We start from the raw sequence: 25,028 nt of genomic DNA on the forward strand, positions 1-25,028 counted from the left end.
ATGTCTGCTTCCTCCGATAGCAAAGATCGTGGCTACTTCGACAGTTTCGGCAAAAGCGCCGAAGCCGAATTCATGCCGGAAACCGCCGGCGCGTCCTTGCAGGATTCGCCGCGCTGGTCGCGGATCACCGTGTGGCTGGCCGCAGCGTTGCTGATCAGCGCGGTGGTCTGGGCCAAATTCGCCGTGCTCGAAGAAGTGACCATGGGTGAAGGCAAGGCGATTCCGTCGAGCAAGGTTCAGGTGATCCAGAACCTTGAAGGCGGGATCGTCACCGAGATCTTTGTGCGCGAAGGGCAAATGGTGAACAAGGGCGATACCTTGCTGCGCCTGGATGACACACGCTTTCGCTCGAACAAGGGTGAGAGCGAGGCTGATCGTTATGCGCTGACGGCGCAGGTCGAGCGGCTGTCGGCAGAGGCCGAAGGTCGGCCGTTCAAGCTCTCTGATGAAGTGATTGCCAAGGCGCCGCAAGTCGCCGAAGACGAACGTTCGCTGTACGAACAGCGCCAGCGTCGGTTGGCCAGCGAGCAGCGTACGCTGAGCGAGCAACTGCGACAGAAGACTCAAGAGCTGGCGGAGTTTCGCTCCAAGCAGGGCCAGTTCAGTTCCAGCCTGGCGTTGCTGCAACAAGAGATGAACATGTCCGAACCGCTGGTAAAAACCGGCGCGGTGTCACCGGTGGAAATTCTCCGGCTCAAGCGCAGCGCGGTAGAAATCCGAGGCTCGTTGAACGCCACGACCCTGGCGATTCCCCGCGCCGAATCGGCGATTGCCGAGATCCGCAGCAAGATCGACGAGTCGGAACAGACCTTCCGTTCCGAGGCGGCGAAAGAGCTGAATGAGAAACGCACCGACCTGTCGAAAATCACCGCCACCAGCATCGCCATCGATGACCGTGTGACCCGCACCACAGTCACTTCACCGGTGCGCGGTGTGATCAAGCAAATGAAGGTCAACACCATCGGCGGCGTGGTCCAGCCGGGCAGTGACATGGTCGAAATCGTACCGCTGGAAGACAACCTGCTGATCGAAGCCAAAGTGCGCCCACAGGATGTAGCGTTCCTGCATCCGGGCCAGAAAGCCATGGTCAAGTTCAGCGCTTACGACTACACGATTTACGGCGGGCTGAGCGCCAAGCTTGAGCTGATCGGTGCTGACACGATCACCGATGACAAGGGCAACAGCTTCTATCTGATTCAGGTGCGCACCGATAAAAACCATTTGGGCGGGGATGTGAAACCGCTGCTGATCATTCCGGGGATGGTGGCGACGGTGGACATTATTACCGGGGAGAAAAGCGTCCTCGATTACCTGCTGAAACCGGTTCTGAAAGCCCGGACCGAGGCGATGCGTGAACGCTAGAGATATCCGGATTTTGTGGTGAATTGACTGGCCCCATCGCTGGCAAGCCAGCTCCCACAGTGTCCGTGTCGGCCACAAAACCTGTGAACACCTCAGAACCTGTGGGAGCTGGCTTGCCAGCGATGAGGCCAGCAAGAATACCGACTATTTTTCAGCATGATTACGCTGGAAAGTCTCCTCCCCCATCGCCGCAATCTGCCCCTCGATCAACGCCTCGAACGGCTTGAGCAACGGCTCGAATGACGTCGGTGCTTCCAGCGTCTGCAACGCCTGCACAATCGCCTCAATGGTCGACAACGCCCCCGGCCCCGGTGCCTTGCGCAAGCGATAACGCGACACCCCGCCCTCGGCCAGCGTCACCCGTGGCAACGCCGCCAGCAGCGGATTGAGGTGCAGCATCTTGCGCGCCTTGCGCCAGGTGCCATCCGGAACGACTAGCAACAGGGGTTCATCGGACTCGCCGTAAGCCTGCATCGGCTGCGCATCATCAGCGGGAAACAACAACCGCGCCCGATAGCCCGGACGGTTCAGCAGCGCCGGCAAATCCTCGAACACTTCGCCAACAATCAACTCGGCATTGCTCAACCCGAGTGCCGCCAACCGCGCGGTGTTCAACGCATGATTAACTTCACTTGGATGCTGCAACAGCAACACCCGCGTGCGGCTGTCGAGGCTCGGGATCAACGGGCACAGGCAATGGGTTTGTGGGCGCAGGCAGCGCGGGCATTGAATTCTGGACATCGGTCTTAAGCCTGATTGAGCTGTGCTTTGAGCAAATCACGGAAGGTCTGGATCAGCGGTTCGCGGCTACGGCCGCGGCGCATGATCATCGAAAACGGTGCCTGATAACCAAACGTCGCCGGTAGCAGCACGCGCAAATCGCCCTTGTCGGCCCACGCCTGAGCGTAGTGTTCTGGCAAGTAACCGATGTAGGCGCCGGACAGCACCAGAATCAGTTGCGCTTCCATACTTTCCACGGTGGCGGCGCTGTGTTTGAAGCCGTGGCGGGCCAATTCGGCCTGACTCCAGTACCCACGTCCGACCATGCGTTGCTGGGTGATGACTTGCTCGGGAATCCGCCGCTCGTTGAACAACGGATGGCGGCTACTGCAATACAACCAATGTTGTTCGCGGTACAGCGGCATGTAGATCAGACCGCTCATGCGCGTGGAAAACGCACCGATGGCCAGATCGAGACGGTTGTCCTGCACGCCGAGTTGCAACTCGTAGGGGCTCATCACCGACAGGTGCAAATGCACCGCCGGGTGTTCCTGGCTGTAGGCGCCGATGGCTTCGGCGAACGGCAAGGCCTTGTCGCTGACGGTGGAGTCGATCACACCGAGGTTGAGCGTGCCGCGCAGTTCGCCCTTGAGCGCGGCGGCGTATTGCTCGAAACCTTCGAGTTCGGCGAGCAGGCGTAAGGTTTCCTGATGGAACAGCTCACCTTTGCTGGTCAGGCTGAACCCGCCGCGCCCGCGATGGCATAGCACTAGGCCGAGCGCGGCTTCGAGCTGGCTCATGTAAGTGCTGATGGCCGAGGTCGACAGGTTGAGTTCCTGTTGCGCGTTGGCAAAACCCTGATGACGGACGACGCTGACGAAGATGCGCAATAGTTTCAGGTCGGGTAAAGCGTTGGCCATGTCTGCTCCGGGCTTTGCAACTGTGTGTCTGTGGGAAAAGCCCCTCACCCCAGCCCTCTCCCCGAGGGAGAGGGAGCCTACCGAGCTGTTATGAGGATTTACACCGACCTGCGATATCGAGTCGAACTCAGGATTCGAAAGCCATCGAGATCAGCTCCCTCTCCCTCTGGGAGAGGGCTGGGGTGAGGGCAGCAATCCCCGGCCGATCACAATCTTGAACCCGCCAAAGTTTAATCCCAGCCTCGCCATTAGTTTAGAAAAATCTGAACTAAGTTTTTGCCCGTAGCGATTCTTCCGCCGCACTACATTTCGCATCATCGGCCCCACAGCGGCGTCCGCCCCCTGCACTACGGCGCGCCGACATAAATAAAACAAAGACGATGAGGCCCTACCCGTGGACAAGATTCTTCACCAACCACTGGGCGGCAACGAAATGCCGCGCTTCGGCGGCATCGCCACCATGCTCCGACTCCCCCATGTACCGACCGCTGCCGGCCTGGACGCTGCCTTTGTTGGCGTGCCCCTGGACATCGGTACTTCGCTGCGCCCCGGCACCCGCTTCGGGCCTCGCGACATCCGCACCGAATCGGTGATGATCCGCCCGTACAACATGGCCACCGGCGCGGCGCCATTCGACTCGCTGTCGGTCGCCGACATCGGTGACGTGGCAATCAACACCTTCAATCTGCTCGACGCCGTGCGCATCATCGAAGAAGCCTACGACAACATCCTCGAGCACAACGTGATCCCGATGACCCTGGGTGGCGACCACACCATCACCCTGCCGATCCTGCGCGCGATTCATAAAAAGCACGGCAAGGTCGGTCTGGTGCACATCGATGCCCACGCTGACGTCAACGATCACATGTTTGGCGAGAAGATTGCTCACGGCACGACCTTCCGTCGCGCCGTCGAAGAAGGTCTGCTGGATTGCGACCGCGTGGTGCAAATTGGTCTGCGCGCGCAGGGTTACACCGCTGACGACTTCAACTGGAGCCGCGATCAGGGCTTCCGCGTAGTTCAAGCCGAAGAGTGCTGGCACAAGTCGCTGGCGCCGCTGATGGCTGAAGTACGCGAGAAAGTCGGCGGTGGTCCGGTGTATCTGAGCTTCGACATCGACGGCATCGACCCGGCCTGGGCGCCTGGCACCGGCACCCCGGAAATCGGTGGTCTGACGACCATTCAGGCGATTGAAATCGTCCGTGGCTGCCAAGGCCTCGACCTGATCGGTTGCGATCTGGTAGAAGTCTCACCCGCTTATGACACCACCGGCAACACCTCGCTGCTGGCCGCCAACCTGCTGTACGAAATGCTCTGCGTACTGCCTGGCGTAGTCCATCGCTGAGGATCGGTTCATGAACGATCATGATCAGGTTTTGCATGCGGCGGCCGAACTGGTTTCAGCCTTCGCACGCAATGATCGCGAAGCCTACTTCGGCGCGTTCAGCGCCGATGCCAGCTTCGTCTTCTACACCCTCGACCAGCCGCTGCTGTCGCGCGATGCCTATCAGGCCTTGTGGGACAACTGGCGCGCCGAGGATGGCTTCGAGGTGCTTTCGTGCACCTCAAGCAACGCCTTCGTCAGCCTGCAAGGTGACGTGGCGGTGTTTATCCATGACGTGGCCACCGAGCTGCGCATGCAAGGGGAGCAACACTTCAGCCAGGAGCGCGAGACGATTGTTTTCAAGAAACAAGCGTCGAGCCTAGAACAACAAGGCCATTGGCTGGCCTGCCACGAACATTTGTCCGCAATGCCGGAAGGGCTGCCATCCCCTTAGCCAAACAGGTGACGCCTCACACACGATGAGGCGCGCCTTTATGATCGGAGCAGATCATGAATAACAACAACAACGACCAAAGCCTTACGCAGATTGAAACCCACGGGGTCGAACAGATCCCGGACCACGAACGCAGCGCAGGTCCGACGGATTTGTTCCGGATGATCTTCGGTGGTTCCAATACCTTTGCCACCGCCGTGCTCGGCAGTTTCCCGGTGCTGTTCGGTCTGTCTTTTCAGGCCGGCGTCTGGGCGATTGTGCTGGGCGTGCTGCTTGGCTCGCTGATCCTCGCACCGATGGGCCTGTTCGGCCCGCTCAACGGCACCAACAATGCCGTGTCGTCCGGCGCACACTTCGGCGTGCACGGGCGGATCGTCGGTTCGTTCCTGTCGCTGTTGACCGCTATCGCGTTTTTCTCGCTCTCGGTGTGGAGTTCGGGCGATGCGCTGATCGGCGGCGCAAAACGCCTGATCGGTCTGCCGGAAACCGACCTGACTCTGGGCCTGGCCTACGGTCTGTTCGCGATTCTGGTGCTGACCGTGTGCATCTACGGCTTCCGCTTTTTGCTGTGGGTGAACAAGATCGCGGTGTGGAGCGCCAGCCTGCTATTCCTGCTGGGCATCTTCGCCTTCGCTGGTCCTTTCGACGCGCATTACGCTGGCACCGTCAGCCTCGGTCAGCCGGGCTTCTGGGCCGCGTTCATCGGTGCTGCGCTGGTGGCGATGAGCAACCCGATTTCCTTCGGTGCGTTTCTCGGCGACTGGTCGCGCTACATCCCGCGTGAAACTTCCAAACAACGGATCATGGCAGCGGTCGTGCTGTCGCAGATCGCCACGTTCATCCCGTTCCTGTTCGGCCTGAGTACCGCGACCATCGTCGCGATCAACGCGCCGGACTACATCGCGGCGAACAACTATGTCGGCGGTTTGCTGGCGGTGTCGCCGAGCTGGTTCTTCCTGCCGGTGTGCCTGATTGCGGTGATCGGCGGCATGTCCACCGGCACCACCTCGCTGTATGGCACCGGGCTGGACATGTCCAGCGTGTTCCCACGGGTGCTGTCACGGGTTAAGGCGACGCTGCTGATCGGCGTGCTGTCGATTGCCTTCATCTTCATCGGCCGTTTTGCGGCGAACCTGGTGCAGAGCGTGTCGACCTTCGCCGTGCTGATCATCACCTGCACCACCCCGTGGATGGTGATCATGATCATCGGCCTGTTGGTGCGTCGCGGCTTCTACTGCCCGGATGACCTGCAAGTGTTCACTCGCGGCGAACAGGGCGGACGCTACTGGTTCAGCCACGGTTGGAACTGGCGCGGTCTGGGTGCATGGATCCCGAGCGCGGCGGTTGGCCTGTGCTTCGTGAATTTGCCGGGGCAGTTCGTTGGCCCGCTAGGTGAAATGGCCGGCGGCATCGACATCAGTTTGCCGGTGACCCTGGGCCTGGCCTCCGTGGTGTACCTGACGCTGCTGAGCCTGTTCCCGGAACCGCACGAAGTGTTCGGCCCGAAGGATGCTCGCAGCCAAATCATAGAAAAACCTGAACTGCGCCAGGCCGCCTGACGCAGATCCCCTGTGGGAGCGAGCCTGCTCGCGAAGACTTCAGCACATTCAACATTGATGTGCCTGACAGACCGCCTTCGCGAGCAGGCTCGCTCCCACAGTGGGCAGCCTTGCTGAACCAAATTTGTTTCACCATAAAAAAGACAATCGGAGACACGCCATCATGGCTTTGGATTTATTCGTCGTCCTCATCTACGCCGCCGGCATGCTCTTGCTCGGCTACTTCGGCATGCGCAAGGCCAAGACCAACGAGGACTTTCTCGTTGCCGGTCGTAACCTCGGCCCGAGCCTGTACATGGGCACCATGGCCGCGACCGTTCTCGGTGGCGCGTCCACCGTCGGCACTGTACGTCTGGGTTACGTGCATGGCATTTCCGGTTTCTGGCTGTGCGCGGCACTGGGTTGCGGCATCGTTGCGCTGAACCTGTTTCTCGCCAAACCGCTGCTGAAACTGAAGATCTACACCGTCACCCAGGTTCTGGAAAAACGCTACAACCCGATGGCCCGCTCGGCGAGCGCGGCAATCATGCTGGCTTACGCGCTGATGATCGGCGTGACCTCGATCCTGGCGATCGGCACCGTCCTGCAAGTGCTGTTTGACCTGCCATTCTGGGTTTCGGTACTCGTCGGTGGTGGCGTCGTGGTGATCTACTCGGCGATCGGCGGCATGTGGTCGCTGACCCTGACCGACATCGTCCAGTTCATCATCAAGACCGTGGGCCTGATGTTCATCCTGTTGCCGATCTGCCTGTACCGCGTCGGCGGTTGGGACGAACTGGTGCTGAAACTGCCGGCGACTGCCTTCAGCTTCACCACCATCGGCTGGGACACGATCATCACCTACTTCATGATCTACTTCTTCGGCATCCTGATCGGTCAGGACATCTGGCAACGGGTGTTCACCGTCAAGACCGCCAAAGTCGCGCAATACGCCGGCAGCATCGCGGGTATCTACTGCATCCTCTACGGCCTGGCTTGCGCGCTGATCGGCATGGCTGCACACGTGCTGATCCCGGATCTGGACAACGTCAACAACGCTTTCGCCGCCATCGTCAAACTGTCGCTGCCGGACGGCATCCGTGGTTTGGTGATCGCTGCGGCACTCGCTGCAATGATGTCCACCGCCAGCGCCGGCCTGCTCGCCGCGGCCACCACGCTGACGGAAGACCTGCTGCCGAAACTGCGTGGCGGTAAACCGTCGAGCCTGGGCATCAACCGCCTGTTCACCCTGCTGACCGGTGTGGTCGTGCTGGGTATCGCGCTGGTGGTGAATGACGTGATCAGCGCCCTGACGCTGGCGTACAACCTGTTGGTGGGCGGCATGCTGGTCCCGCTGATCGGTGCGATTTTCTGGAAACGTGCGACCACCGCCGGCGCCATCGCCAGCATGGGCCTGGGTTTTGCCACCGCGCTGCTGTTCATGTTCAAGGACGGTCTGGATGCGAACACGCCGATCTACTACAGCCTGGCTGTAGGTCTGGTGAGCTTTGTGGTGGTGAGCCTGGTCTCTCCTCGCCCGGCAACCGTGGCGAGTGCGATCTAAGCTCTGATGTAACGACTTGATGCTTTCTTCGTCGGGTGTGGCGTCGGTTGCCACACCCGTTTTTTTCGTCTGAAGGAAAGTGCTGATGAAGATTGTTTCTCGCGATAAATGGTTCGAAGTACAACACCTGAGTGACGGCATTCGGCTGATTCACGAGCCGTATATTCGGCCGTTTTACCGATGCAACCTCTGGCACGTTCAGGGCCGTGACAAAGACTTGTTGCTGGATAGCGGTTCAGGGCTGGTCAGCCTTCGTGAGCAGTTGCCGTGGCTGACTGAACGCCCGTTAGTGGCAGTGGCTAGTCATTGCCACTTCGACCATATCGCCGGCCACCATGAATTTGCCGAACGACTGGTGCATCCCGCCGAGGCAGACATTCTGGCGGCGCCGGATGGCGAAAACGATTTGAGCCGCGCCTTCGTCGGCGACGACATGTTTGAAGCGCATCCGGATTGCCCGTTGTGCTACGCCGAATACCGGGTCAAAGCCGCGCCGGCCACCGGGTATGTCGAGGACGGCGACGTGCTCGATCTGGGCAATCGCACACTGCAAGTGCTGCACACGCCGGGGCATTCGCCGGGCGGCATCAGCCTGTATGAGGCGGCGACGCAAACCCTGTTCAGCGGCGACATCATTTACGACGGGCCGCTGATCGAAGACGCCTACCACTCCAATCTTGAGAATTACGCCGCCAGTCTGCGACGTTTGCGGGCGTTGCCGATCCGCACGGTGCATGGCGGGCACTTCGACAGCTTTTCCGGGGAGCATTTGCGCTCGATGATTGACGAGTGGTTACGCGGCCACGCCTGAGGCCTGCTTCACTCAAGCACAACAACAATCAGAAAATCTGCCATGAGAAGAGCTGCCGTGCGTGCCGCCGTGCATCGATACATCCGGCGTCTGCTGGAAACCCATGAATTCAACGACAACACCAGCCTCGTGCAATTGGGCCTGGAGAAAGCTGATATAGAAGATTTGATCTTTCATCTGGAAGATGAATTCGGACTGACGGCGTTCACCGCCGAGGAAGACCGCATGCTCAAGACCGCGAAGACCGCGAATGACTTGAGCCGGTTTTTGCTGGAGATCGGCCGTCATTAAAAGCAAAAGATCGCAGCCTGCGGCAGCTCCTGCATTAATCCATGTAGGAGCTGCCGCAGGCTGCGATCTCTTGATCTGAATGAATCCTTTGATCTCGGATCGGGGGCGTTACCGGCGCCGTTGTTGACGGCGGCGCTGCTCGTCATCGGTGCGGATCGGTACAGGTTGCAGAGGCGGTTCGATCAAGCCGAGGGCAACACCCAAGTCGTGCAGCCAGTTTTGAATTTTCTCTTTCATCGTCATGCCCCCTTCAGGGTGGTGCTGAGCGGCCGGAATTCTGAGGCCGCTTCGCACTGATAATAGTCCGAAGTCCTACGCAATGCTCGGCCAAATCCGCAATGATCTGTTACTGAATTGAACAGGAATCGCCGGCATTGGTTCAGGCGGTTTCGCGGGTTTCGATCTGAGCCGCAGGATAGACAGCCTGCTGCACCTCGATCCAGGCATTGAGGTTGGCGCCGACCATGCCTTTGCGCCACATGAGCCATGTTGTCGCACCCACGAATGGCTCGGCCAACGGGTGCGCGGCGACGCTCTCGCGCCCCGGCAGACTGGCCAGCATCGACTCCGACATCAGCGCCACACCACTGCCGGCGATCACACAGGCGAGCATGCCCTGATAGGACTCGATCTCCATCGCCCGGCCCATCGTCGCCTGGTAGTGCGAAAACCACGCCTCCAGACGCATGCGATAAGAACACCCGCGACGAAAGGTGAACACCGACCGCCCTTCGACATCTCGGGCGCCACGCACCGGCGGATGATCAATTTCGGTGATCAACACCAGTCGTTCCTCGCACAACGGCACACCGTCGAGGCCAGCCAACTCCAGCGGTCCATCGACCAACGCGGCATCCAGGCGTCCGGTCAGCAACCCCTCCAACAACTCACCACTCGGTGCCGACTGCACCTGCAGATTCACCGCTGGATATTGCTTGTGATAACGCGCCAGCAACGCCGGCAGATGAATCGCCGCCGTGCTGTACATGGTGCCCAGAGCAAAATCACCGGCCGGCTTGCCACCCATCACCGCCGCGCTGGCCTGATCGCGCAGGGCAAAGAGTTTGGCGGTGTAGTCCAGCAGGACTTTTCCTGCAGGCGACAGTTGCAAACGCTGACGCTCACGGACGAATAGCTCGACACCGAGCTGCTCCTCCAGTTGCTTGAGCCGGGTCGATAGATTCGACGGCACGCGGTGCAGGCGTTCGGCGGCGCGGGTGATTGACCCCTCTTCGGCCACGGCCTGAAAGATCCGCAGTTGGCTGAACTCCACAACCTTTCTCCAGAGCAGAACAAGTTACTCACTATTATTCAATTTTCAAGAAAGTCAATCAGTCCTAGCCTGACGGTCATTGATCCTTCAACGGAATCCCGACCATGTCGCCATTGATTCGCTTATCCGCCTGCTTCGTGGCCCTGATGATGGCCATGGGCATCGGGCGTTTCGCCCTCACCCCGCAAATGCCACACCTGCTCAGCGAAGGGCAGATCGACCTGACGGCCGCTGGTCTGATTGCCGCGGCCAATTACCTCGGTTATCTGCTCGGCGCGGTGGACGCGATGTTTGCGCATCGCCCGCAGCAGGTGCAACGGCGCCTGCACGGCGGCTTGTGGTTGTGCGTGCTGCTGACCCTGGCGTCGTTCTGGGCCAATGGCTTCTGGTCGCACTTGCTGTTGCGCTTCGGCACCGGGGTGGCGAGCGCCTGGGTGCTGGTGATGATCACGTCTTTAAGCCAACCCTTGGCGGCGGCAGCGGGTCGCCCAAGTTTGGGCGCTCTGGTATTTGCCGGACCAGGTCTGGGGATTTTTCTGACGGGGGTGCTGGCGCTGGTCTCACATCTGCTGAATCAGACGTCCGCAACGTTGTGGCTGATTTATGCCGCAGCGGCGTTGGTGATGATGTTGGGGGTCTGGCGTCTGCTGCCAACGCCTGTCGCAACGACAACGGCGGTTGCTGCGCCGGTCAGTCCGTCGAATCGGGGCATTGGCCGGCTGGCGGTGATCTATGCGCTGTACGGCGTCGGCTACATCATTCCGGCGACCTTCCTCTCGCAAATGGCCAATGCGCAGTTTCACGGGCAATGGCAGGCGGATCTGTTCTGGCCCTGCTTCGGTCTTGGCGCTGCGATTGGCGTGTTGCTGGTGAGCCTGCGGCGTCACGATCGCGCAACGACCCGTCACTGGTTGATGGCGACGCTGTGGCTGCAAGCGGCCGGGGTGTTTGCCTGTCTGCTGGGCAGCGGACTTGGCCTGGCAATGGGTGTGATCCTGTGTGGCATGCCGTTTCTGGCTTGCATGCAACTGGTCATGCAGCGCTCGCGGGAACTGGCGCCGCACGCCACCCAGCGCAACGCCGGGATGCTCACTGCCTGCTTTGCGGTCGGCCAGCTCAGCGGCCCGCTGCTGGCCGCGTTGAGCAGCCATTTCAGCGGCGGCTTGCAGCCCGCATTAGTGATCGCCGGCAGCGGTTTGCTGCTGGCCGGCGGCCTGGCGATGCAATCGACTAACGTTGGCCGAGCGCTTTGCGCAAACGCCGGCGCAACCACTGCTCGGCGCTGACAAAGGTGATACCGAGCAACACCAGCACCGCGCCGATGATGAAGTTCACGCTCAGTTGTTCGCCGAGCAGCAACACGCCAAAGGTCACGCCGAACAGCGGCGTCATGAACGAGAACACCGCAAGGTTCGCCGCCAGATAACGGCGCAGCAACCAGAACCAGATCAGGTAACTGAAGAACGACACAACGAGCCCCTGAAACAGCACACTGGCGACGGCCACAGTGGTGAGACTGACATGAGTGATCTGGCCGCTGAAAAGCGCGATCAACAGCAGGCCGAGGAAACCGACGATCAACTGATAAAACAGGGTCAACGTCACCGGCGCTTCCGACAATCGCGAGGCGCGCACCACCACCGTGGTTGCGCCCCAGCAGGCACCGGCCAAGACACCAAAGGCATCGCCCAGGAGCATGCGCCGATCAAGGTCATTCCAGGACACGCCGCCAGCGAAAGCAATCGCAATGCCGATAAACGCGAGCAGAATCCCCAACCATTGCAACGGTCGCAGTCGCTCACTGGCCAACAGGAAATGCACGCCCAGCGCGGTAAAAATCGGCGCGGTATAGAGGAACACCGACATGTGCGCGGCAGTAGTCAGTTGCAACCCTTCGGCGATGAAGAAGAACTCCAGACCGAACAACGCACCGGCCAGCAGCCCGCCACGCCAGGTCACGCCAACCTGATCCCAGCCGCCCTTCCAGCAGATCAGCAATCCCACCAGCAACGCAGAGATCCCCGAGCGCGCGGCCGCTTGCATGACTGGCGCGATGTCGGGCGCCGCCCATTTGATCATCACCTGCTGCACACCCCAGATCAGGCACAGACCGATCATCACTTGCAGGGCAAAACTGTCGGCATTGCGCCGCTCGACACTCACCGCAACACCTCGAACACACACAACATGGCAGGCCATCCAATGGTCAAAAACAATGCCGGGGATTATCAATCAGTCAGAGGGAAAAAGCCGTCTGGAAAAGACATATAGTTCTTCAGTGGCGGCAGGGGTGAATGGCTGTCGGCTGCGCCGCCATTCGCTGGCAAGCCAGCTCCCACAGTGACAGGTTGTCCGCTATTCCACTGTTCGACACAAAACCCTGTGGGAGCCTGGCTTGCCAGCGATGGCGTCAGTTCAATCAACCCTGCTCATGGATCTGAATGCAGTCGTTTAGCCAACAAAAACCCAACGCTACAAGCCACTGCCGTGGCAAACGTCCCCCACGCCCAATCCATCAATGACACCTGCACCGACCACCCGCGCAACGTCGCCCAATTGGTCAGGTCGTAAGTGCCATACGCCACCAGCCCCAATAACGCCCCCCGCTTCGCCGCCCATTGCCACGTCACGGCCGGCAGCACCACAAACACCACACAACCAAAAACATACAGGCAATAAAAAACCGCTGCCGGAACCAGCAGCGGTTTTTCGAGCATCAGCGGACCGAGCAGTTCGCGATAGGTCGGCGCCATCAACAGGCCGAGCCAGATACCGTCGAGCAACAGAAACGTCACCAGCGTGGCAACGTAGGCAATCAGCGCTTTTTTCATCGACCCGACCTCGTGTGTGCCCCATGCAACATGGGCCACCCAAGGCTCAGGTTAGTTCAATGCGATCGGCATGAATGACGATCTTGCCTTCCTTGTACAGCGCACCGATGGCCTTCTTGAAGTTGCCTTTGCTGACGCCGAACAGGCTGCTGATCAATGCCGGATCGCTCTTGTCGCTGACCGGCAATGTGCCGCTGTTGTCGCGCAACTTGGCGAGGATCTTCGAGTTCAGGCTGCTGGCCGCTTCCTGGCCAACCGGTTGCAGGCTCAGAGCGATCTTGCCGTCGGCACGGATTTCCTTGATATAGCCCTTCTCGATCATGCCGGCGCGCATGAACTTGAAGATTTCGTTCTTGTGAATCAAACCCCAGTGCTTGTTGTTGATGATCGCCTTGAAGCCCATGTCGGTGGCTTCGGCAACCAGCAGATCAACTTCCTGGCCCTGGCTGTAGTTGGCCGGGGTCTTGTCGAGGTAGCGATCCAGACGCGCGGTCGCGGTGATGCGGCGGGTGTGCTTATCGAGGTAGACATGCACCACGCAGTATTCGCCGGCGGTCATCTGGCGCTTTTCTTCGGAATACGGCAGCAACAGATCCTTCGGCAGCCCCCAATCGAGGAACACACCGATGCTGTTGACTTCAACGACTTTCAGACTGGCAAATTCGCCGACCTGAACTTTTGGTTTTTCCGTGGTGGCGAGAAGTTTGTCTTCGCTGTCCAGATAAACAAATACGTTGAGCCAATCTTCATCTTCGGTAGGAATATCTTTCGGAATATAACGATTAGGCAAAAGAATCTCGCCGTCAGCACCGCCGTCCAGATATAAACCGAAGTTAGTGTGTTTCACCACTTGCAAACTGTTGTAACGCCCGACTAAAGCCATTTTCCGAAACCCTCATTGCGTGGGCGGCATTCTACCCGTTTTTGGCGTGCCCGTCGGGCGGCAGATCCGCACGCTGTTGAAACCCGCTCAACACCTTGATTTTCCTTGCTCGCGCCAGTGGCTTGAGTGCCGCTCGTCAGGCAGGCACAAGCGCTCGCGGGTGAAAACCTGAATGCCGCAACACCTGAATGTTCTTATTTAAAACAGCAGGTTAGCCGAATATTTCGAACATTTAATCGAGAATAATGCAGCAATGAGGTTGGTTATTCCCGGGGATATTTACCAAGCAATTGTCAAGTTATTCCTGTACGATGCCTGGCCGAGTTACTTTTCTACAGGTTAATGGCCGCCATGCGTGTAAAAGCATCCACCAGCAAAGCAAAGCCAGCTCCAGCCGTTGAAACCAGCGAATCGATCAACGATCAGATCGCAGCGTTCCTCAAGTCCGGCGGCGAGATTCAGCAAATTGCCAAAGGCGTCAGTGGCCAGACATTCGGCCCGTCCAAGCAGATCAGCCTGGGCAAGAAGTAATACCCGGTTTACACCCGTCCAGAGGCGCTTTGAGCTTCGAAGCGTCTGGACTGGCACCGCGCAACATACCCTCCGCATTAAACAAAAATCCTTTTAAATCGACGAACGGCCTTCAACGCCGAGCATTCGCCGGTATCCTTGCACGCGTCTAGATCAAGCGTTTCAGCAGGCCCGCCGCCCTGCCCTCGCTGTTCATGGAGTGACGCATGCGCAAACCATCCTGTTTATTACTCGTAGGCCTATTGGCCAGTGCGACCGCGCACGCGCAGATTTTCCAGCGTGAGCTCGGCGACTTCGATCTCAAACTTGGCACCACCCCCACGCGCAGCATGGCCCAGGGTCTGGTCAAACCCGCGGCAATCGGTTCCTTCCACGGCGGCCTCGACCTGAGCCACGACAGTGGCCTCTACGTTGGCCAGTACGCGCCGAGCATGGGCATCACGCCGGGCAAGAACCTCGAGATCGACTCCTACGTCGGCTTTAAACAGCCTTTCGATCAAACCCTTGGTTACGAAGTCGGGATGATCCACTACAGCTATCCCAAGGTAGAAACGCTCGACAGCCAGGAGCTGTTCGGTGGTTTGACCTTGCTCGGCAGCCGCTTCGGCGTGGCCTTCAGCAACGACCCGGATAAACAGAACAACACCTTGTTTGCCGATCTTGGCGGCAATCAACCGTTCGGCATCGGCGTCAGCATGAAATACACCACCCACCAACTGAACACGCCGGTAGCTGTGGACGGTGGTTATGTCGGCAGCTTTACCGATTGGTCAGTGAAATTGTCCCGGCCATTCATGGGCGTCGATCTCGACCTGATCTACAGCAACTCCAGCCTCAGCGGCAGCGATTGCTCGGCCTACTCCGGGCACAACAGTCAGTGCGACGGCCTCGTCACCCTCAAGGCTGAACGCGCGTTCTATTGATCGGCTGAACTGCCGGGTTCATTCTGCGTTCACATAGGAATCAGTCCCTCGAAGCCAGGCTCACGCAAGGATTCGCCCATGTCTCGCTGGTTCAAACACATCGCCGCGCTACTGATCTTCACCCTCGCCCTCGGCGCCTGCAGTCGCGTCGGCCTGGCCTATCGCAATCTCGATGTGATCATTCCATGGACGCTCGGCGATTACCTGGACATGAACGGCGAGCAGAAAGACTGGTTCAACGAACGCCTCAAGGACCACCTGAGCTGGCATTGCACCACGCAATTGCCGGGCTACCTGGACTGGCTTGATCGCCTGCAGACAATGGTCGAAACCAATCAGGTCACCGATGCCGCGCTGCAGGCCCGCACGGTGGAGGCCAAGCAGGCCATCGCCGAAACAGCGCGGGAAATCACCCCGTCCGCCGTCGAGCTGTTGCAAGGTCTGGACGACAAACAGGTGGCGGAAATGAATGACGCGTTTGCCAAGGATTTGCGCAAGCGTCAGCAGGAATACCTGAAACCACCGCTTAAGCAGCAAATTGCCGAACGTGGCGCGCGCATGGTTAAACGTCTGAACGATTGGCTGGGGCCACTGAGCGCCACGCAGGAGCAGCGGGTCATGGCGTGGTCGACCGCGCTGGGCGATCAGTACACGCAATGGATCGCCAATCGCGCCCATTGGCAGAAGCAGTTCAGTGCCGCAGTCGCACAACGCAAAAGTCCCGAATTCCCACAGAGAATCGAGACGCTTCTGGTCAATCGCGAGACCTTATGGACAGCGGATTACCGCAAGGCCTTTGCCGATACTGAGGCGCAGGGACGCTCGCTAGCAGTGGATCTGATGGCCGAAAGCACGCCGCAACAGCGGCAGCGGTTGTTGAAGAAGATCGAAGGGGTGCGCAAAGACTTCAACGACCTCAAATGCCTCAAGGCCGCGAAGCAGAATTAGAAGATCAAAACATCGCAGCCTTCGGCAGCTCCTACACCGATTTCTGTAGGAGCTGCCGAAGGCTGCGATCTTTTGCCCTGTGGAAAATCAGGCGATCTGGGCTTTTGACGCCACTTCATCAAACGTCGCCTCAGCCAGCGCATCCTCCTGCTCATCCAGCACCTGACGCGGGTGATCGTTGCCGGGAATGCTGCTGTCGATCAGGCTCAGCAAGCTGGAACCGCGAGGTGTCAGGACAAAATTGTTACCCGTGCTGCCCTCCTCATCCGGACGCGGTGCGATGTAGCCGCGCAACAGCAGCAACCTTTCATAGTCGCAAGCCAGCGTTTTCAGATGATCCAGATTCTCGATCGGCTCGCCAGCGCTGGCTTTCGCCGCGGCATAGTCTTCGGCGTAGGCCCGTGGGGCAAAACTGTGGCCGGCGCTGTTCTGCACTTCGTGCAGCAAGCGTTCAATCAAATCCCAGTTATAAGTCGTCATCCTGATACAACCTCCGGTGCGCGTGATTTATGGCGCGTTCATAGGTTGTGACCGGAGTAGCTGTCAGCCGTTCAGCCGCATTTCCCGAGCCGACCGACCGGCGGTCTGTCGATTTTCAGCAGGGTTAAACGACTAGTCTGAAACAGACGGTTTCAACCCCGCAGGAGAAATCATCATGAACATTGAGAATCATCCGGTGGTATCGCGCGAAGAATGGCTCGCCGCCCGTAAGCAACATCTGATTCACGAGAAAGCCTTCACCAAGGAACGCGACCGGCTGAGCGCGGAACGTCGCGCTTTGCCATGGGTGAAGGTCGACAAGGACTACCACTTCCAGGGTTCGAACGGTGAATTGAAACTCACTGACTTGTTTGGCAAACACAGCCAACTGGTGGTTTACCACTTCATGTTTGCCAAGGATTGGGAGGAAGGGTGCCAGGGGTGCTCGTTCCTCAGCGACCATATCGATGGCGCCAATCAGCATCTGGCCCATCACGACATCGCTGTTGTGGCTGTTTCTCACGCCCCATTCAATGAGTTCCAGGACTTTAAACGGCGCATGGGCTGGAAGTTTGATTGGGTGTCGTCAGAGGGTTGTGACTTCAACTACGACTTCGGTGTTTGCGCCCGGGCAGAAGATGTCGCGGCGGGAAAGGCTACGTACAACTACGAAAAAACTGACAGCGCCGAGGAAGAAATGCCCGGGCTGAGCGTGTTTTATCGCAATGCGAATGGCGACATTTTCCACACCTACTCAACCTATGCTCGCGGTCTCGACATGCTGGTCGGTGCCTACAACTACCTCGATCTCACGCCCAAAGGCAGGAATGAAGACGAGATCATGGAATGGGTTCGGCATCATGATCGTTATGAGCAAGGTGCTAAATCGAGTTGCTGCCACGAAGAGCAATAAGCACTGAACTTTTCCCGCGCTCAAGGCCTCAACCGGTTAACCCGCCTTAACCGGAACTGAGGCCTGCCCCGATGAAAACCCTGATCAAGCTCACCCTCGCCGCCACCCTCGCTTGCGCCCTGCCCGTCTGGGCCTGTACGCCGGAGGAGGCCACCGCCAAACGTGAACAACTGGCCAAGGAAGTCGCCAAGCTCACCGAACAGAATCCGGCCAAGGCCAAAGAGATCAATGCCGAGTTGCAGAAAATGGATCTTGGTACGGCCAGCAAGGACCTGCCGGACAAGTGCCAATTGATTGATCAGCGGTTGAAAGAATTGAGTACGGCTGAGAAAAAAGCCGAAAGCTAAAAGCCAGGTCAAAACATCGCAGCCTGCGGCAACTCCTGCATCGATCGCTGTAGGAGCTGCCGCAGGCTGCGATCTTTTGCGCCTGAAAATGCATTAATGCATTTATTTATTTGCATTACTGCATACCCCTGACTAGGGTTACCTCGAGCAAGGAGATCTGAACCGGCCACAGAAGATGGCAACCGTTAAGCACCGATCGCTCAGCAATACCGCAACACCCTCACAAGCAAGATGCTTGTTTTCATTCATGGAGGATTGAAAAAATGTTAACCACAGAAGCAACACGATTCACCGGCGAATCACTGCCAAGGTGCCTGGCCAGCCATCTGCTCGACCCGCAACTGGTCGAAGTCGAGGCCGCTGAACAGATCAGCGCCCTCGCCGCTGGCAGCCTCAACTTCAACATGCAGAAACAGACCCAGACCAACTGGTGCTGGGCCGCCGTGTCCGCCTCGGTTGGCAACTATTACGGCACCGGAAACTGGACGCAGTGCGGCGTGGCCAGCACCCAGCTCGACCGCAACTGCTGCAATCAGCCGGGACCGTGCAACGTCTACGGCTATCTGGATTCCGCTCTGCAAACCACCCGCAGTTACAACGGCATGAATCAGGGCTCGCTACAGATGTCGGCCATTCAGAACCAGATCAGCATGGGCCGCCCGGTCGGCTTGCGCTGCGCCTGGTACGGCGGCGGTGCGCACTTTCTGACGATCTACGGCACCAATGGCGATTACGTATTGGTTGCAGACTCGATCTACGGCTATTCGACCCGCGCGCTGAACGCGTTCCCCCGTGCCTATAACGGCGGCGGCAACTGGACCCACACTTACTTCACCGTGAAAAACTAGGAGGGCGACATCATGCAACTGACTTATCCAAAGGCGCCTTCCAACGGCGTACAGACCTTGCGTCCGGCGCTGCAAGCCGCTTTGCAAACCCATGGCTTTGGCGCCAATCGCCAGTTCGCCAATGCAGCACCTGCGAAGATCAGCCTGAGCGAGGCCTATCGTGGCTACTCGCTGAGTCTGGATGACCTGAGCCAAGGCAAAGGCCTGAAAGATGCCCGCCTCGGCGACTGGCATTACCTGGTGTTTGCCGACGGCGTAACGATTGCCGATGCGCAATTGGCCGAGGTGCGCGGGCATGTTGAATTCGCCTCGCTGAATCACGGCGATCACGCCGCAGCTACGGTGGGTGCGCTGAAACTGGCGGAACAAGCGCCGCAATTACAGGGCAAAACCGTTGAGCTGCGCGTGCTGTTTGTCTCGGCACTGCACGTTGTGGCGATCTGGCTGCATGCCGATGGGGAAGATGTGCTGATCCCGATCGAGCCGACGCCCAAGGAATTGGCGGGTACCGGGTTGTACAGCGAAGCAGCACTGCTTGCCGCATTGAAACCAGCGGCCGATCAGGCTAAACGGCGCTTTGACGCCGACACCAGTGGCCAGCTCGGCAACTGATGGACGAAAAAAAACCCGGACAGTGTCCGGGTTTTTTTGTGCGCCTGAAACGCCTTACTCAGCCGCAGGTTCTGCCGGCTTGCGGCGCTTCAGCGGCGCCATGCCATCGCTGCTCACCAACGAGTCCGGCTTCGGACGGTTGGCGCTCTTGCGCTTGGTCGGCGTCTTGGCAGCGGTTTTTTTCTTGTCGCCCTTGGCGTCAGTCTTTTTCTTCTTCACGCCAACGGCTTTGCCCGAAGCCTTGACCTTTTTCGGTCCGCCGTAGGTGCCTTTGACTTCCTTGATGGTACGGCGCTCGAAGCTCTGCTTCAGGTAGCGCTCGATGCTCGACATCAGGTTCCAGTCGCCGTGGCAAATCAGCGAGATCGCCAGACCGTCGTTACCGGCACGGCCGGTACGACCGATGCGGTGCACGTATTCGTCGCCGCTGCGGGGCATGTCAAAGTTGATCACCAGATCCAGACCATCCACGTCCAGACCACGGGCCGCGACGTCGGTCGCTACCAGAATCTTCACGCCACCCTGCTTCAGACGGTCGATCGCCAGTTTGCGATCCTTCTGGTCTTTCTCACCGTGCAGCACGAACGCTTTGTATTCCTGAGCCACAAGGCGGCCGTAGATACGGTCGGCCATGGCGCGGGTGTTGGTGAAGACGATGGCCTTCTGATAGGTCTCGTTGGCCAGCAACCAGTTCACAATTTGTTCTTTGTGCTGATTGTGGTCGGCGGTGATGATTTGCTGGCGGGTGGTCGAGTTCAGTTGGCTGACCGCGTTGAGCTGCAAGTGCTCAGGGTTGTTCAGCACCTTGCCGATCATATCGCGCAGGCCAGAACCACCGGTGGTGGCCGAGAACAGCATGGTCTGCTGACGGTTCGGGCATTCGTCCACCAGACGCTGGACGTCTTCGGCGAAGCCCATGTCGAGCATGCGGTCGGCTTCGTCGAGCACCAGCACTTCGACTTCTTTGAGGTCAAGGTTGCCGGCGTTGAGTTGCTCGATCATCCGGCCCGGGGTGCCGATGAGGATGTCCGGCACTTTGCGCAGCATCGCGGCCTGGACCTTGAAGTCTTCACCGCCGGTGATCAGGCCGGACTTGATGAAAGTGAACTGCGAAAAGCGCTCAACTTCCTTCAACGTCTGCTGGGCCAGCTCGCGGGTCGGCAGCAGGATCAGCGTCTTGATGCTGACGCGAACCTTGGCCGGGCCGATCAGGCGATTGAGGATTGGCAGAACGAAAGCGGCGGTTTTGCCGCTACCGGTTTGCGCCGTCACCCGCAGATCACGCCCTTGGAGCGCCAGCGGAATGGCCGCGGCTTGCACAGGCGTTGGCTCGACAAATTTCAGCTCGGCCACAGCTTTAAGCAGGCGTTCGTGCAGGGCGAATTGGGAAAACACGGGTGCTACCTCGAAGATATGCAAAAAAACAGCTGCATAGGTTACCGGTTTCGAGCGCTCAGGCCGAGTTTCTTTATACAAACGGCAAAAAATAACGCCATCGGGTGGACTCAACTGCGTCCTGAAAACGCCTTCCGAGCCATCGATACATCTTCTATCTGTCAGCACACCTCAGGAAGTCAGAGAGCGAGCTTTTGAGTCAAGTCGCTGTTCCTTATCACGAAAAATCACCAGCAAAACCATGCCTGCAAACGTGAATAAATGGCCGGCTGCCATGCCATACCATATCCCTTTGGCGTCAAAACCTCCCGCATAAGCCAGCGCAAGTCCCAAACCGAGACCTATCGGCCAGTTACCCAAGAGGCTGATAAAAAGCTGTTTTCCGGTTTCACCATAGCCCTGCATAACTCCGCGCAAAATAATGGCTACCGAATCAAAGACAAACAAGAACAATGCAATCTCGATGAAGTCTTCGGTGAGCTGCAAGGTATCAGCTGACCCAGAGGAATCGGGTAAAAACAAAATGGGAATATCCCCTTTGAAAGCAAACATAACCAACAGCAATACGATCGAAAACAACAAACCAGCAAACAGGACAGAAATAATGTTGCGCCGTGATTCCGACAACGAAATAGACTTTGAAACCAATATCGCAGAAGCGTCACTGAAGCCGAACATCAAAACGATGACGATTTCTATAGAGAGCACAGCCAAGGCATTGGCCGCAATCGCCGACTCGCCGAAGGGTGACATGAAAAACGCAGCAACCATGGTCGAGGCAATAGTCGAGAGTTCGAGCAGCCCGATCGGTGTGCCAATAGCAAGAACCTGCGATACCAAGTGCCGACTGAATTTGAATCTATTCGCAGAGAACACGATTCGCCGCTTTCGATACAGATGATCACCCGCCACCAAAATCGCCATGAAGCTGCAGAGCAATGTCGAAATCCCGACACTCGGAAGCCCCACGTCGAACACCGTGAACAGACAGTAGCCAACGAGCAACTTCGCCAACAAATACAGCAGCGATTGCTTGAAAACCTCCCATGGTGCATGCAGCACAGAAAGATAAGTAACCAGAATGGTAAATACAAAAGACGGCAGCAAACTGATCGTGAGTGAGAGAAAAAGCGGAAACATAAGACTGGTCAGTTCACGCGGCTGCTCGAGAACATTGAGCAACCATTCGCCACCTATCAAAAAGGGACTCGCCAGCAATGACACAACCGCCAACGCGATTACACTGTTCAGGACAACCTGCGTGGCCTCTTTATACGCGCCGGCCTCAACCAACTTCCCCAGCATCGGGATGATCGCAAGGATAATTCCATCCCCGAGAATTTTTATAAAAAAATACAGGTTAAACGCCAGGGAAGCGGCCGCAAGTTCTTGCTCCCCCAGTCGCCCAATAAAAAAATAATCAATCGCTCCCGAGGCAAATACGATCAAATTCGAAACAGCCAGAGGCAGCGCCAGTCGGTAAACACCTAATATATTACTCAAGCGAATCATCAATAGTCCTTTAGCATCTTTCTGGCAATGCACTGTATTAAACAATGAGGGCCACCATCGTCCATTATAAATTCAGACAGATCTACTTCGACCAACGTACAGCCGAGCTTCTGGAACACTGCCCTGGTTGCGGGGCAAAGTACAGTTGTCAATAGCACACCGTCGCCGAGATTGACAAAATTACAGGCAAACGGCGTTTCGGTTACGTCCACTGGAATGCAGTCAATCCCTTCCGTCCTTAATCGGTCTATTTCCTCTTCATCAATCTTTCCAGCAGCATAGACAATCGTATGCTTATCAATAACGCCCAAGGCGACGTCAAGATGCCTCAGTGTGACGTCGTAATTGACTATTAATGCCTTCCAGCCGTTGTCTATGAATAAATCCTGAATTTCAGTCGCACCTGAATGGGATGTCCTCAATTGGTTCGTCCCGATGACAACCAGACCGTTTCGTACAACGATGACGTCTCCGCCCTCCAACGTCCCTTGTTGAGCCTCATGTGCTAGAGGCCATCCATGATCAGATGCAAACTCTTTGATCAACTGCGTCTCTTTCTCTCGCTCACAAAAACCCATGTTATTTACATAGACGCCGAACGGCGTAAAAATGCTGCTATCTCGGGTATAACATTGATAAGGCAAATCAAGCTCAGACTTTACATATAGGCAGTGAATATCCCGCTTTTCCAACTCACTGACTAACCTGGCGTACTGGCCCAAGGACTTCTCGGTCGGAAACTCAGGACAGGCGTGACTGAGCAAAGGCTGAGACAACAAAACCGCTTCGAGTTTTTCGTATTCGTTATCTATACATGGTGTAATCAAGATTCCGCTCCCTTGGATATCTTCCTGCACCAAGACTCAATTACGCTATGCGTCCCGGTAAAATAAGTATAGCAGTGTTCTGCCTTGTTATAATCCGGCACTGCCAATAGTACCTCATGAACTTTCTTGAGGTTGTGATACGGCACCGTCGGCAATAAATGGTGAGTCAAATGCAAACCATTGAAATGCGGATGAACCATTTTCCTCAGGAACCCCGTGGAAGGATGGTTTCTGGCGAAGCTCATGATTCCACCGGGAACAAGACCAACATGATCCGATATGATCACAAAGCTGATGATCGCGTGATAAACGGTTGCTCTGGAAATAATCCAGAGCCCGACGAAAACAGCAACGGCCTCCAGACCAGAAAAATAAAATATCAATCCAAGGACTGCACTCCACCATAGCAAACAATTCAATGCCAACTTCAGTTGCACCGGCAAACCAAAAGCATTACCCAACCACGACTCCAGGCTTAATAGCTCAGAGCAGTAAAGCTTTATCCAGCCCTTTTCAACCAACTGGGGATCATGCAGATAGTCACTGTCTTTTTCCGGATCACCGAGATATCGATGGTGCTGCCCGTGAATACTTCTATATGAATCAAGCGATATGATCATCGGCAATGCACAAAACAACTTGGTCATGACGTCATTCAGTAAAGCACTAGCGGAAAGATTACGGTGTGAACCTTCGTGCACCAATACGACGAGTGCACGCTGCCGCGCGCCCATAAGAATGACGCTTAACGGAATGAACCAATAACTGAAATTCAACACCAGGCAAACCGAAAACGCAATGATGAAATATTCCAAAGCGATATAGCAGATGCTTTTCAGAGTCGACTGACGCATGAGAGCAGAGATATCCTCGCGCAACTTCAACGCGTCCATATCTGATCTTAATTTCTTTAAATCCAGTCTGATCTTATCCTCAAAAAGATTCCTCTCCATGAAAGGCCCCCTCCACCAGAACACCACCTTTGATTGAAAAAAATCTGTTCCCGACATTCTCAACAAAACGTCGATCGTGAGAAACTATTAATGCCGCAGAGTTCATGCGCCTGATTTCATCCTCCAACATTTCCTGGGACTTGATATCAAGGTGGTTCGTGGGTTCGTCCAACAGCAAAAAATTTGGTTTGGTCTGCCGTAGCGCCAACAGAGACAGTCGCGCCCTCTCGCCGAAGCTGGTTCGCAGCATGCTTTTTTTGTATCAAGATAGGTGAAACCCGCCGAAGCCAGCAGTGCAACAGCCCGAGTTGAATCGGGCTCAGCGTTTTCTAAAACAAAATCGAGTATGGATTTATCAACTGATAGCCTGGATGAACTCTGCTCGAAGTACCCGACTCGAGCGCTAGGAGTCAGTTCCAGCGCGTCGCTCGACAATCCCGCGATAACACGAAAAAAAGATGACTTGCCAGACCCATTGGCGCCGGTGATAACAATCCTGTCACCTCGTTTTATTTCCAACTCTGGAACCGTGAATAACAACTCTCCCGAAGGATTATTCACCTTGAAATCATAGAGTTTGATCAGATACTTCGCCTCGATCGACTCGGTTTCCAATTTGATTTGCACAGTATCAACGGTCTGTCGATCGGGTAACGTCGTCTTTAGCACTCTTATCTTTTTTTCGATCTGCTTGGCTTTCTGAGAGGCCTTGTCAGAAAAATTATTGACACCCAACTGACGTTGTAATTTCGCACTTTGAGTCAATCT

Annotated in this window: 28 protein-coding genes; 15 read left to right on the forward strand and 13 right to left on the reverse strand. The window is 57.0% G+C overall.

Going from position 1 to position 25,028, the window contains the following annotated elements; translation table 11 throughout:
• Positions 1 to 1,362 (forward strand): HlyD family type I secretion periplasmic adaptor subunit, encoded by a 1,362-nt coding sequence (locus CKW38_RS20690; RefSeq protein ID WP_007914514.1) that lies wholly within the window; start codon positions 1 to 3, stop codon positions 1,360 to 1,362.
• A gap of 144 nt (positions 1,363 to 1,506) precedes the next feature.
• Here CKW38_RS20690 and CKW38_RS20695 read toward each other — a convergent pair whose 3' ends face one another.
• Entirely contained in the window at positions 1,507 to 2,103 is a 597-nt protein-coding gene (locus CKW38_RS20695; protein WP_095113736.1) for a tRNA-uridine aminocarboxypropyltransferase, read from the reverse strand.
• 5 nt (positions 2,104 to 2,108) lie between these two features.
• On the reverse strand, positions 2,109 to 3,002 hold the full coding sequence (locus tag CKW38_RS20700; protein ID WP_007914510.1) for a LysR family transcriptional regulator: 894 nt from the start codon (positions 3,000 to 3,002) through the stop codon (positions 2,109 to 2,111).
• A 394-nt stretch (positions 3,003 to 3,396) separates the two neighbouring features.
• Between CKW38_RS20700 and speB the strand changes: the two genes are divergently transcribed.
• The 6 genes from speB (at position 3,397) to CKW38_RS20730 (ending at position 8,984) form a co-directional block, all read left to right on the forward strand.
• Positions 3,397 to 4,347, forward strand: coding sequence for an agmatinase (gene speB / locus CKW38_RS20705; protein ID WP_003222717.1), 951 nt, complete (start codon positions 3,397 to 3,399; stop codon positions 4,345 to 4,347).
• Between the two features lie 10 nt (positions 4,348 to 4,357).
• The gene (locus CKW38_RS20710; protein ID WP_095113737.1) at positions 4,358 to 4,780 is read left to right on the forward strand and encodes a nuclear transport factor 2 family protein; all 423 of its coding nucleotides are present in this window, start codon (positions 4,358 to 4,360) and stop codon (positions 4,778 to 4,780) included.
• Positions 4,781 to 4,836: 56 nt separating this feature from the next.
• Positions 4,837 to 6,339, forward strand: a complete 1,503-nt coding sequence (locus CKW38_RS20715) for a cytosine permease (protein ID WP_095113738.1) — start codon at positions 4,837 to 4,839, stop codon at positions 6,337 to 6,339.
• 163 nt (positions 6,340 to 6,502) lie between these two features.
• The gene (locus CKW38_RS20720; RefSeq protein ID WP_007914497.1) at positions 6,503 to 7,882 is read left to right on the forward strand and encodes a sodium:solute symporter; all 1,380 of its coding nucleotides are present in this window, start codon (positions 6,503 to 6,505) and stop codon (positions 7,880 to 7,882) included.
• Positions 7,883 to 7,967: 85 nt separating this feature from the next.
• Positions 7,968 to 8,693, forward strand: a complete 726-nt coding sequence (locus CKW38_RS20725; RefSeq protein WP_095113739.1) for an MBL fold metallo-hydrolase — start codon at positions 7,968 to 7,970, stop codon at positions 8,691 to 8,693.
• A 42-nt stretch (positions 8,694 to 8,735) separates the two neighbouring features.
• Entirely contained in the window at positions 8,736 to 8,984 is a 249-nt protein-coding gene (locus CKW38_RS20730; RefSeq protein ID WP_095113740.1) for a phosphopantetheine-containing protein, read from the forward strand.
• A 108-nt stretch (positions 8,985 to 9,092) separates the two neighbouring features.
• Here CKW38_RS20730 and CKW38_RS30420 read toward each other — a convergent pair whose 3' ends face one another.
• Both CKW38_RS30420 and CKW38_RS20735 read right to left on the reverse strand, forming a co-directional pair.
• Entirely contained in the window at positions 9,093 to 9,221 is a 129-nt protein-coding gene (locus CKW38_RS30420) for a PA1414 family protein (RefSeq protein ID WP_007914492.1), read from the reverse strand.
• A gap of 142 nt (positions 9,222 to 9,363) precedes the next feature.
• Entirely contained in the window at positions 9,364 to 10,257 is an 894-nt protein-coding gene (locus CKW38_RS20735) for a LysR family transcriptional regulator (protein ID WP_007914490.1), read from the reverse strand.
• Between the two features lie 104 nt (positions 10,258 to 10,361).
• On the opposite strand from CKW38_RS20735, the gene CKW38_RS20740 reads away from it, so the two are divergent.
• Positions 10,362 to 11,543, forward strand: coding sequence for an MFS transporter (locus CKW38_RS20740; protein ID WP_095113741.1), 1,182 nt, complete (start codon positions 10,362 to 10,364; stop codon positions 11,541 to 11,543).
• On the opposite strand, the gene CKW38_RS20745 is transcribed toward CKW38_RS20740, so the two are convergent.
• The 3 genes from CKW38_RS20745 to CKW38_RS20755 form a co-directional block, all read right to left on the reverse strand.
• A complete protein-coding gene (locus CKW38_RS20745) occupies positions 11,488 to 12,420 on the reverse strand; it encodes a DMT family transporter (protein WP_095113742.1) in 933 nt (310 codons plus the stop codon). The two genes, CKW38_RS20740 and CKW38_RS20745, sit on opposite strands and share 56 nt — an antisense overlap.
• A gap of 266 nt (positions 12,421 to 12,686) precedes the next feature.
• Positions 12,687 to 13,088: a DUF2177 family protein gene (locus CKW38_RS20750; protein ID WP_007914485.1), complete on the reverse strand. Its 402-nt coding sequence runs from the start codon at positions 13,086 to 13,088 to the stop codon at positions 12,687 to 12,689.
• Positions 13,089 to 13,134: 46 nt separating this feature from the next.
• Complete coding sequence (locus CKW38_RS20755; RefSeq protein WP_007914483.1) at positions 13,135 to 13,971, reverse strand: S1 RNA-binding domain-containing protein; 837 nt, start codon at positions 13,969 to 13,971, stop codon at positions 13,135 to 13,137.
• Positions 13,972 to 14,313: 342 nt separating this feature from the next.
• On the opposite strand from CKW38_RS20755, the gene CKW38_RS20760 reads away from it, so the two are divergent.
• The 3 genes from CKW38_RS20760 to CKW38_RS20770 all read left to right on the forward strand — a co-directional run bounded on the left by CKW38_RS20760 (position 14,314) and on the right by CKW38_RS20770 (position 16,373).
• The gene (locus tag CKW38_RS20760; RefSeq protein ID WP_016985943.1) at positions 14,314 to 14,502 is read left to right on the forward strand and encodes a hypothetical protein; all 189 of its coding nucleotides are present in this window, start codon (positions 14,314 to 14,316) and stop codon (positions 14,500 to 14,502) included.
• Between the two features lie 206 nt (positions 14,503 to 14,708).
• The gene (locus tag CKW38_RS20765) at positions 14,709 to 15,425 is read left to right on the forward strand and encodes a TorF family putative porin (RefSeq protein ID WP_007914480.1); all 717 of its coding nucleotides are present in this window, start codon (positions 14,709 to 14,711) and stop codon (positions 15,423 to 15,425) included.
• Positions 15,426 to 15,503: 78 nt separating this feature from the next.
• A complete protein-coding gene (locus CKW38_RS20770) occupies positions 15,504 to 16,373 on the forward strand; it encodes a DUF6279 family lipoprotein (protein ID WP_007914478.1) in 870 nt (289 codons plus the stop codon).
• A gap of 87 nt (positions 16,374 to 16,460) precedes the next feature.
• On the opposite strand, the gene CKW38_RS20775 is transcribed toward CKW38_RS20770, so the two are convergent.
• Positions 16,461 to 16,853 (reverse strand): hypothetical protein, encoded by a 393-nt coding sequence (locus CKW38_RS20775; RefSeq protein ID WP_007914475.1) that lies wholly within the window; start codon positions 16,851 to 16,853, stop codon positions 16,461 to 16,463.
• A 175-nt stretch (positions 16,854 to 17,028) separates the two neighbouring features.
• Between CKW38_RS20775 and CKW38_RS20780 the strand changes: the two genes are divergently transcribed.
• The 4 genes from CKW38_RS20780 (at position 17,029) to CKW38_RS20795 (ending at position 19,573) form a co-directional block, all read left to right on the forward strand.
• Positions 17,029 to 17,766: a thioredoxin family protein gene (locus CKW38_RS20780; protein WP_007914474.1), complete on the forward strand. Its 738-nt coding sequence runs from the start codon at positions 17,029 to 17,031 to the stop codon at positions 17,764 to 17,766.
• A gap of 71 nt (positions 17,767 to 17,837) precedes the next feature.
• Positions 17,838 to 18,113 carry a hypothetical protein gene (locus CKW38_RS20785; RefSeq protein ID WP_007914473.1) on the forward strand — a complete coding sequence of 92 codons (276 nt, stop codon included), beginning with the start codon at positions 17,838 to 17,840 and terminating at the stop codon, positions 18,111 to 18,113.
• Between the two features lie 263 nt (positions 18,114 to 18,376).
• Positions 18,377 to 18,961 (forward strand): papain-like cysteine protease family protein, encoded by a 585-nt coding sequence (locus CKW38_RS20790; protein WP_007914472.1) that lies wholly within the window; start codon positions 18,377 to 18,379, stop codon positions 18,959 to 18,961.
• A gap of 12 nt (positions 18,962 to 18,973) precedes the next feature.
• A complete protein-coding gene (locus CKW38_RS20795; protein WP_007914471.1) occupies positions 18,974 to 19,573 on the forward strand; it encodes a hypothetical protein in 600 nt (199 codons plus the stop codon).
• Between the two features lie 54 nt (positions 19,574 to 19,627).
• Here the strand turns inward: CKW38_RS20795 and CKW38_RS20800 are convergent, their stop codons facing one another.
• The 5 genes from CKW38_RS20800 to CKW38_RS30425 all read right to left on the reverse strand — a co-directional run bounded on the left by CKW38_RS20800 (position 19,628) and on the right by CKW38_RS30425 (position 25,025).
• The gene (locus tag CKW38_RS20800) at positions 19,628 to 20,968 is read right to left on the reverse strand and encodes a DEAD/DEAH box helicase (RefSeq protein WP_007914470.1); all 1,341 of its coding nucleotides are present in this window, start codon (positions 20,966 to 20,968) and stop codon (positions 19,628 to 19,630) included.
• A 171-nt stretch (positions 20,969 to 21,139) separates the two neighbouring features.
• A complete protein-coding gene (locus CKW38_RS20805) occupies positions 21,140 to 22,480 on the reverse strand; it encodes an MATE family efflux transporter (RefSeq protein WP_095113743.1) in 1,341 nt (446 codons plus the stop codon).
• Positions 22,480 to 23,307 (reverse strand): dimethylarginine dimethylaminohydrolase family protein, encoded by an 828-nt coding sequence (locus tag CKW38_RS20810; protein ID WP_095113744.1) that lies wholly within the window; start codon positions 23,305 to 23,307, stop codon positions 22,480 to 22,482. The genes CKW38_RS20805 and CKW38_RS20810 overlap by 1 nt, the downstream gene beginning before the upstream one ends.
• Complete coding sequence (locus tag CKW38_RS20815) at positions 23,304 to 24,260, reverse strand: fatty acid desaturase (protein WP_095113745.1); 957 nt, start codon at positions 24,258 to 24,260, stop codon at positions 23,304 to 23,306. Before CKW38_RS20815 ends, CKW38_RS20810 begins: the two co-directional genes overlap by 4 nt.
• A 102-nt stretch (positions 24,261 to 24,362) precedes the next feature.
• The gene (locus tag CKW38_RS30425) at positions 24,363 to 25,025 is read right to left on the reverse strand and encodes an ATP-binding cassette domain-containing protein (RefSeq protein WP_256588420.1); all 663 of its coding nucleotides are present in this window, start codon (positions 25,023 to 25,025) and stop codon (positions 24,363 to 24,365) included.
• Positions 25,026 to 25,028 lie beyond the last annotated feature (3 nt).

The sequence above is a fragment of the Pseudomonas sp. Irchel 3H7 genome, from assembly GCF_900187605.1.
Lineage (GTDB): Bacteria > Pseudomonadota > Gammaproteobacteria > Pseudomonadales > Pseudomonadaceae > Aquipseudomonas.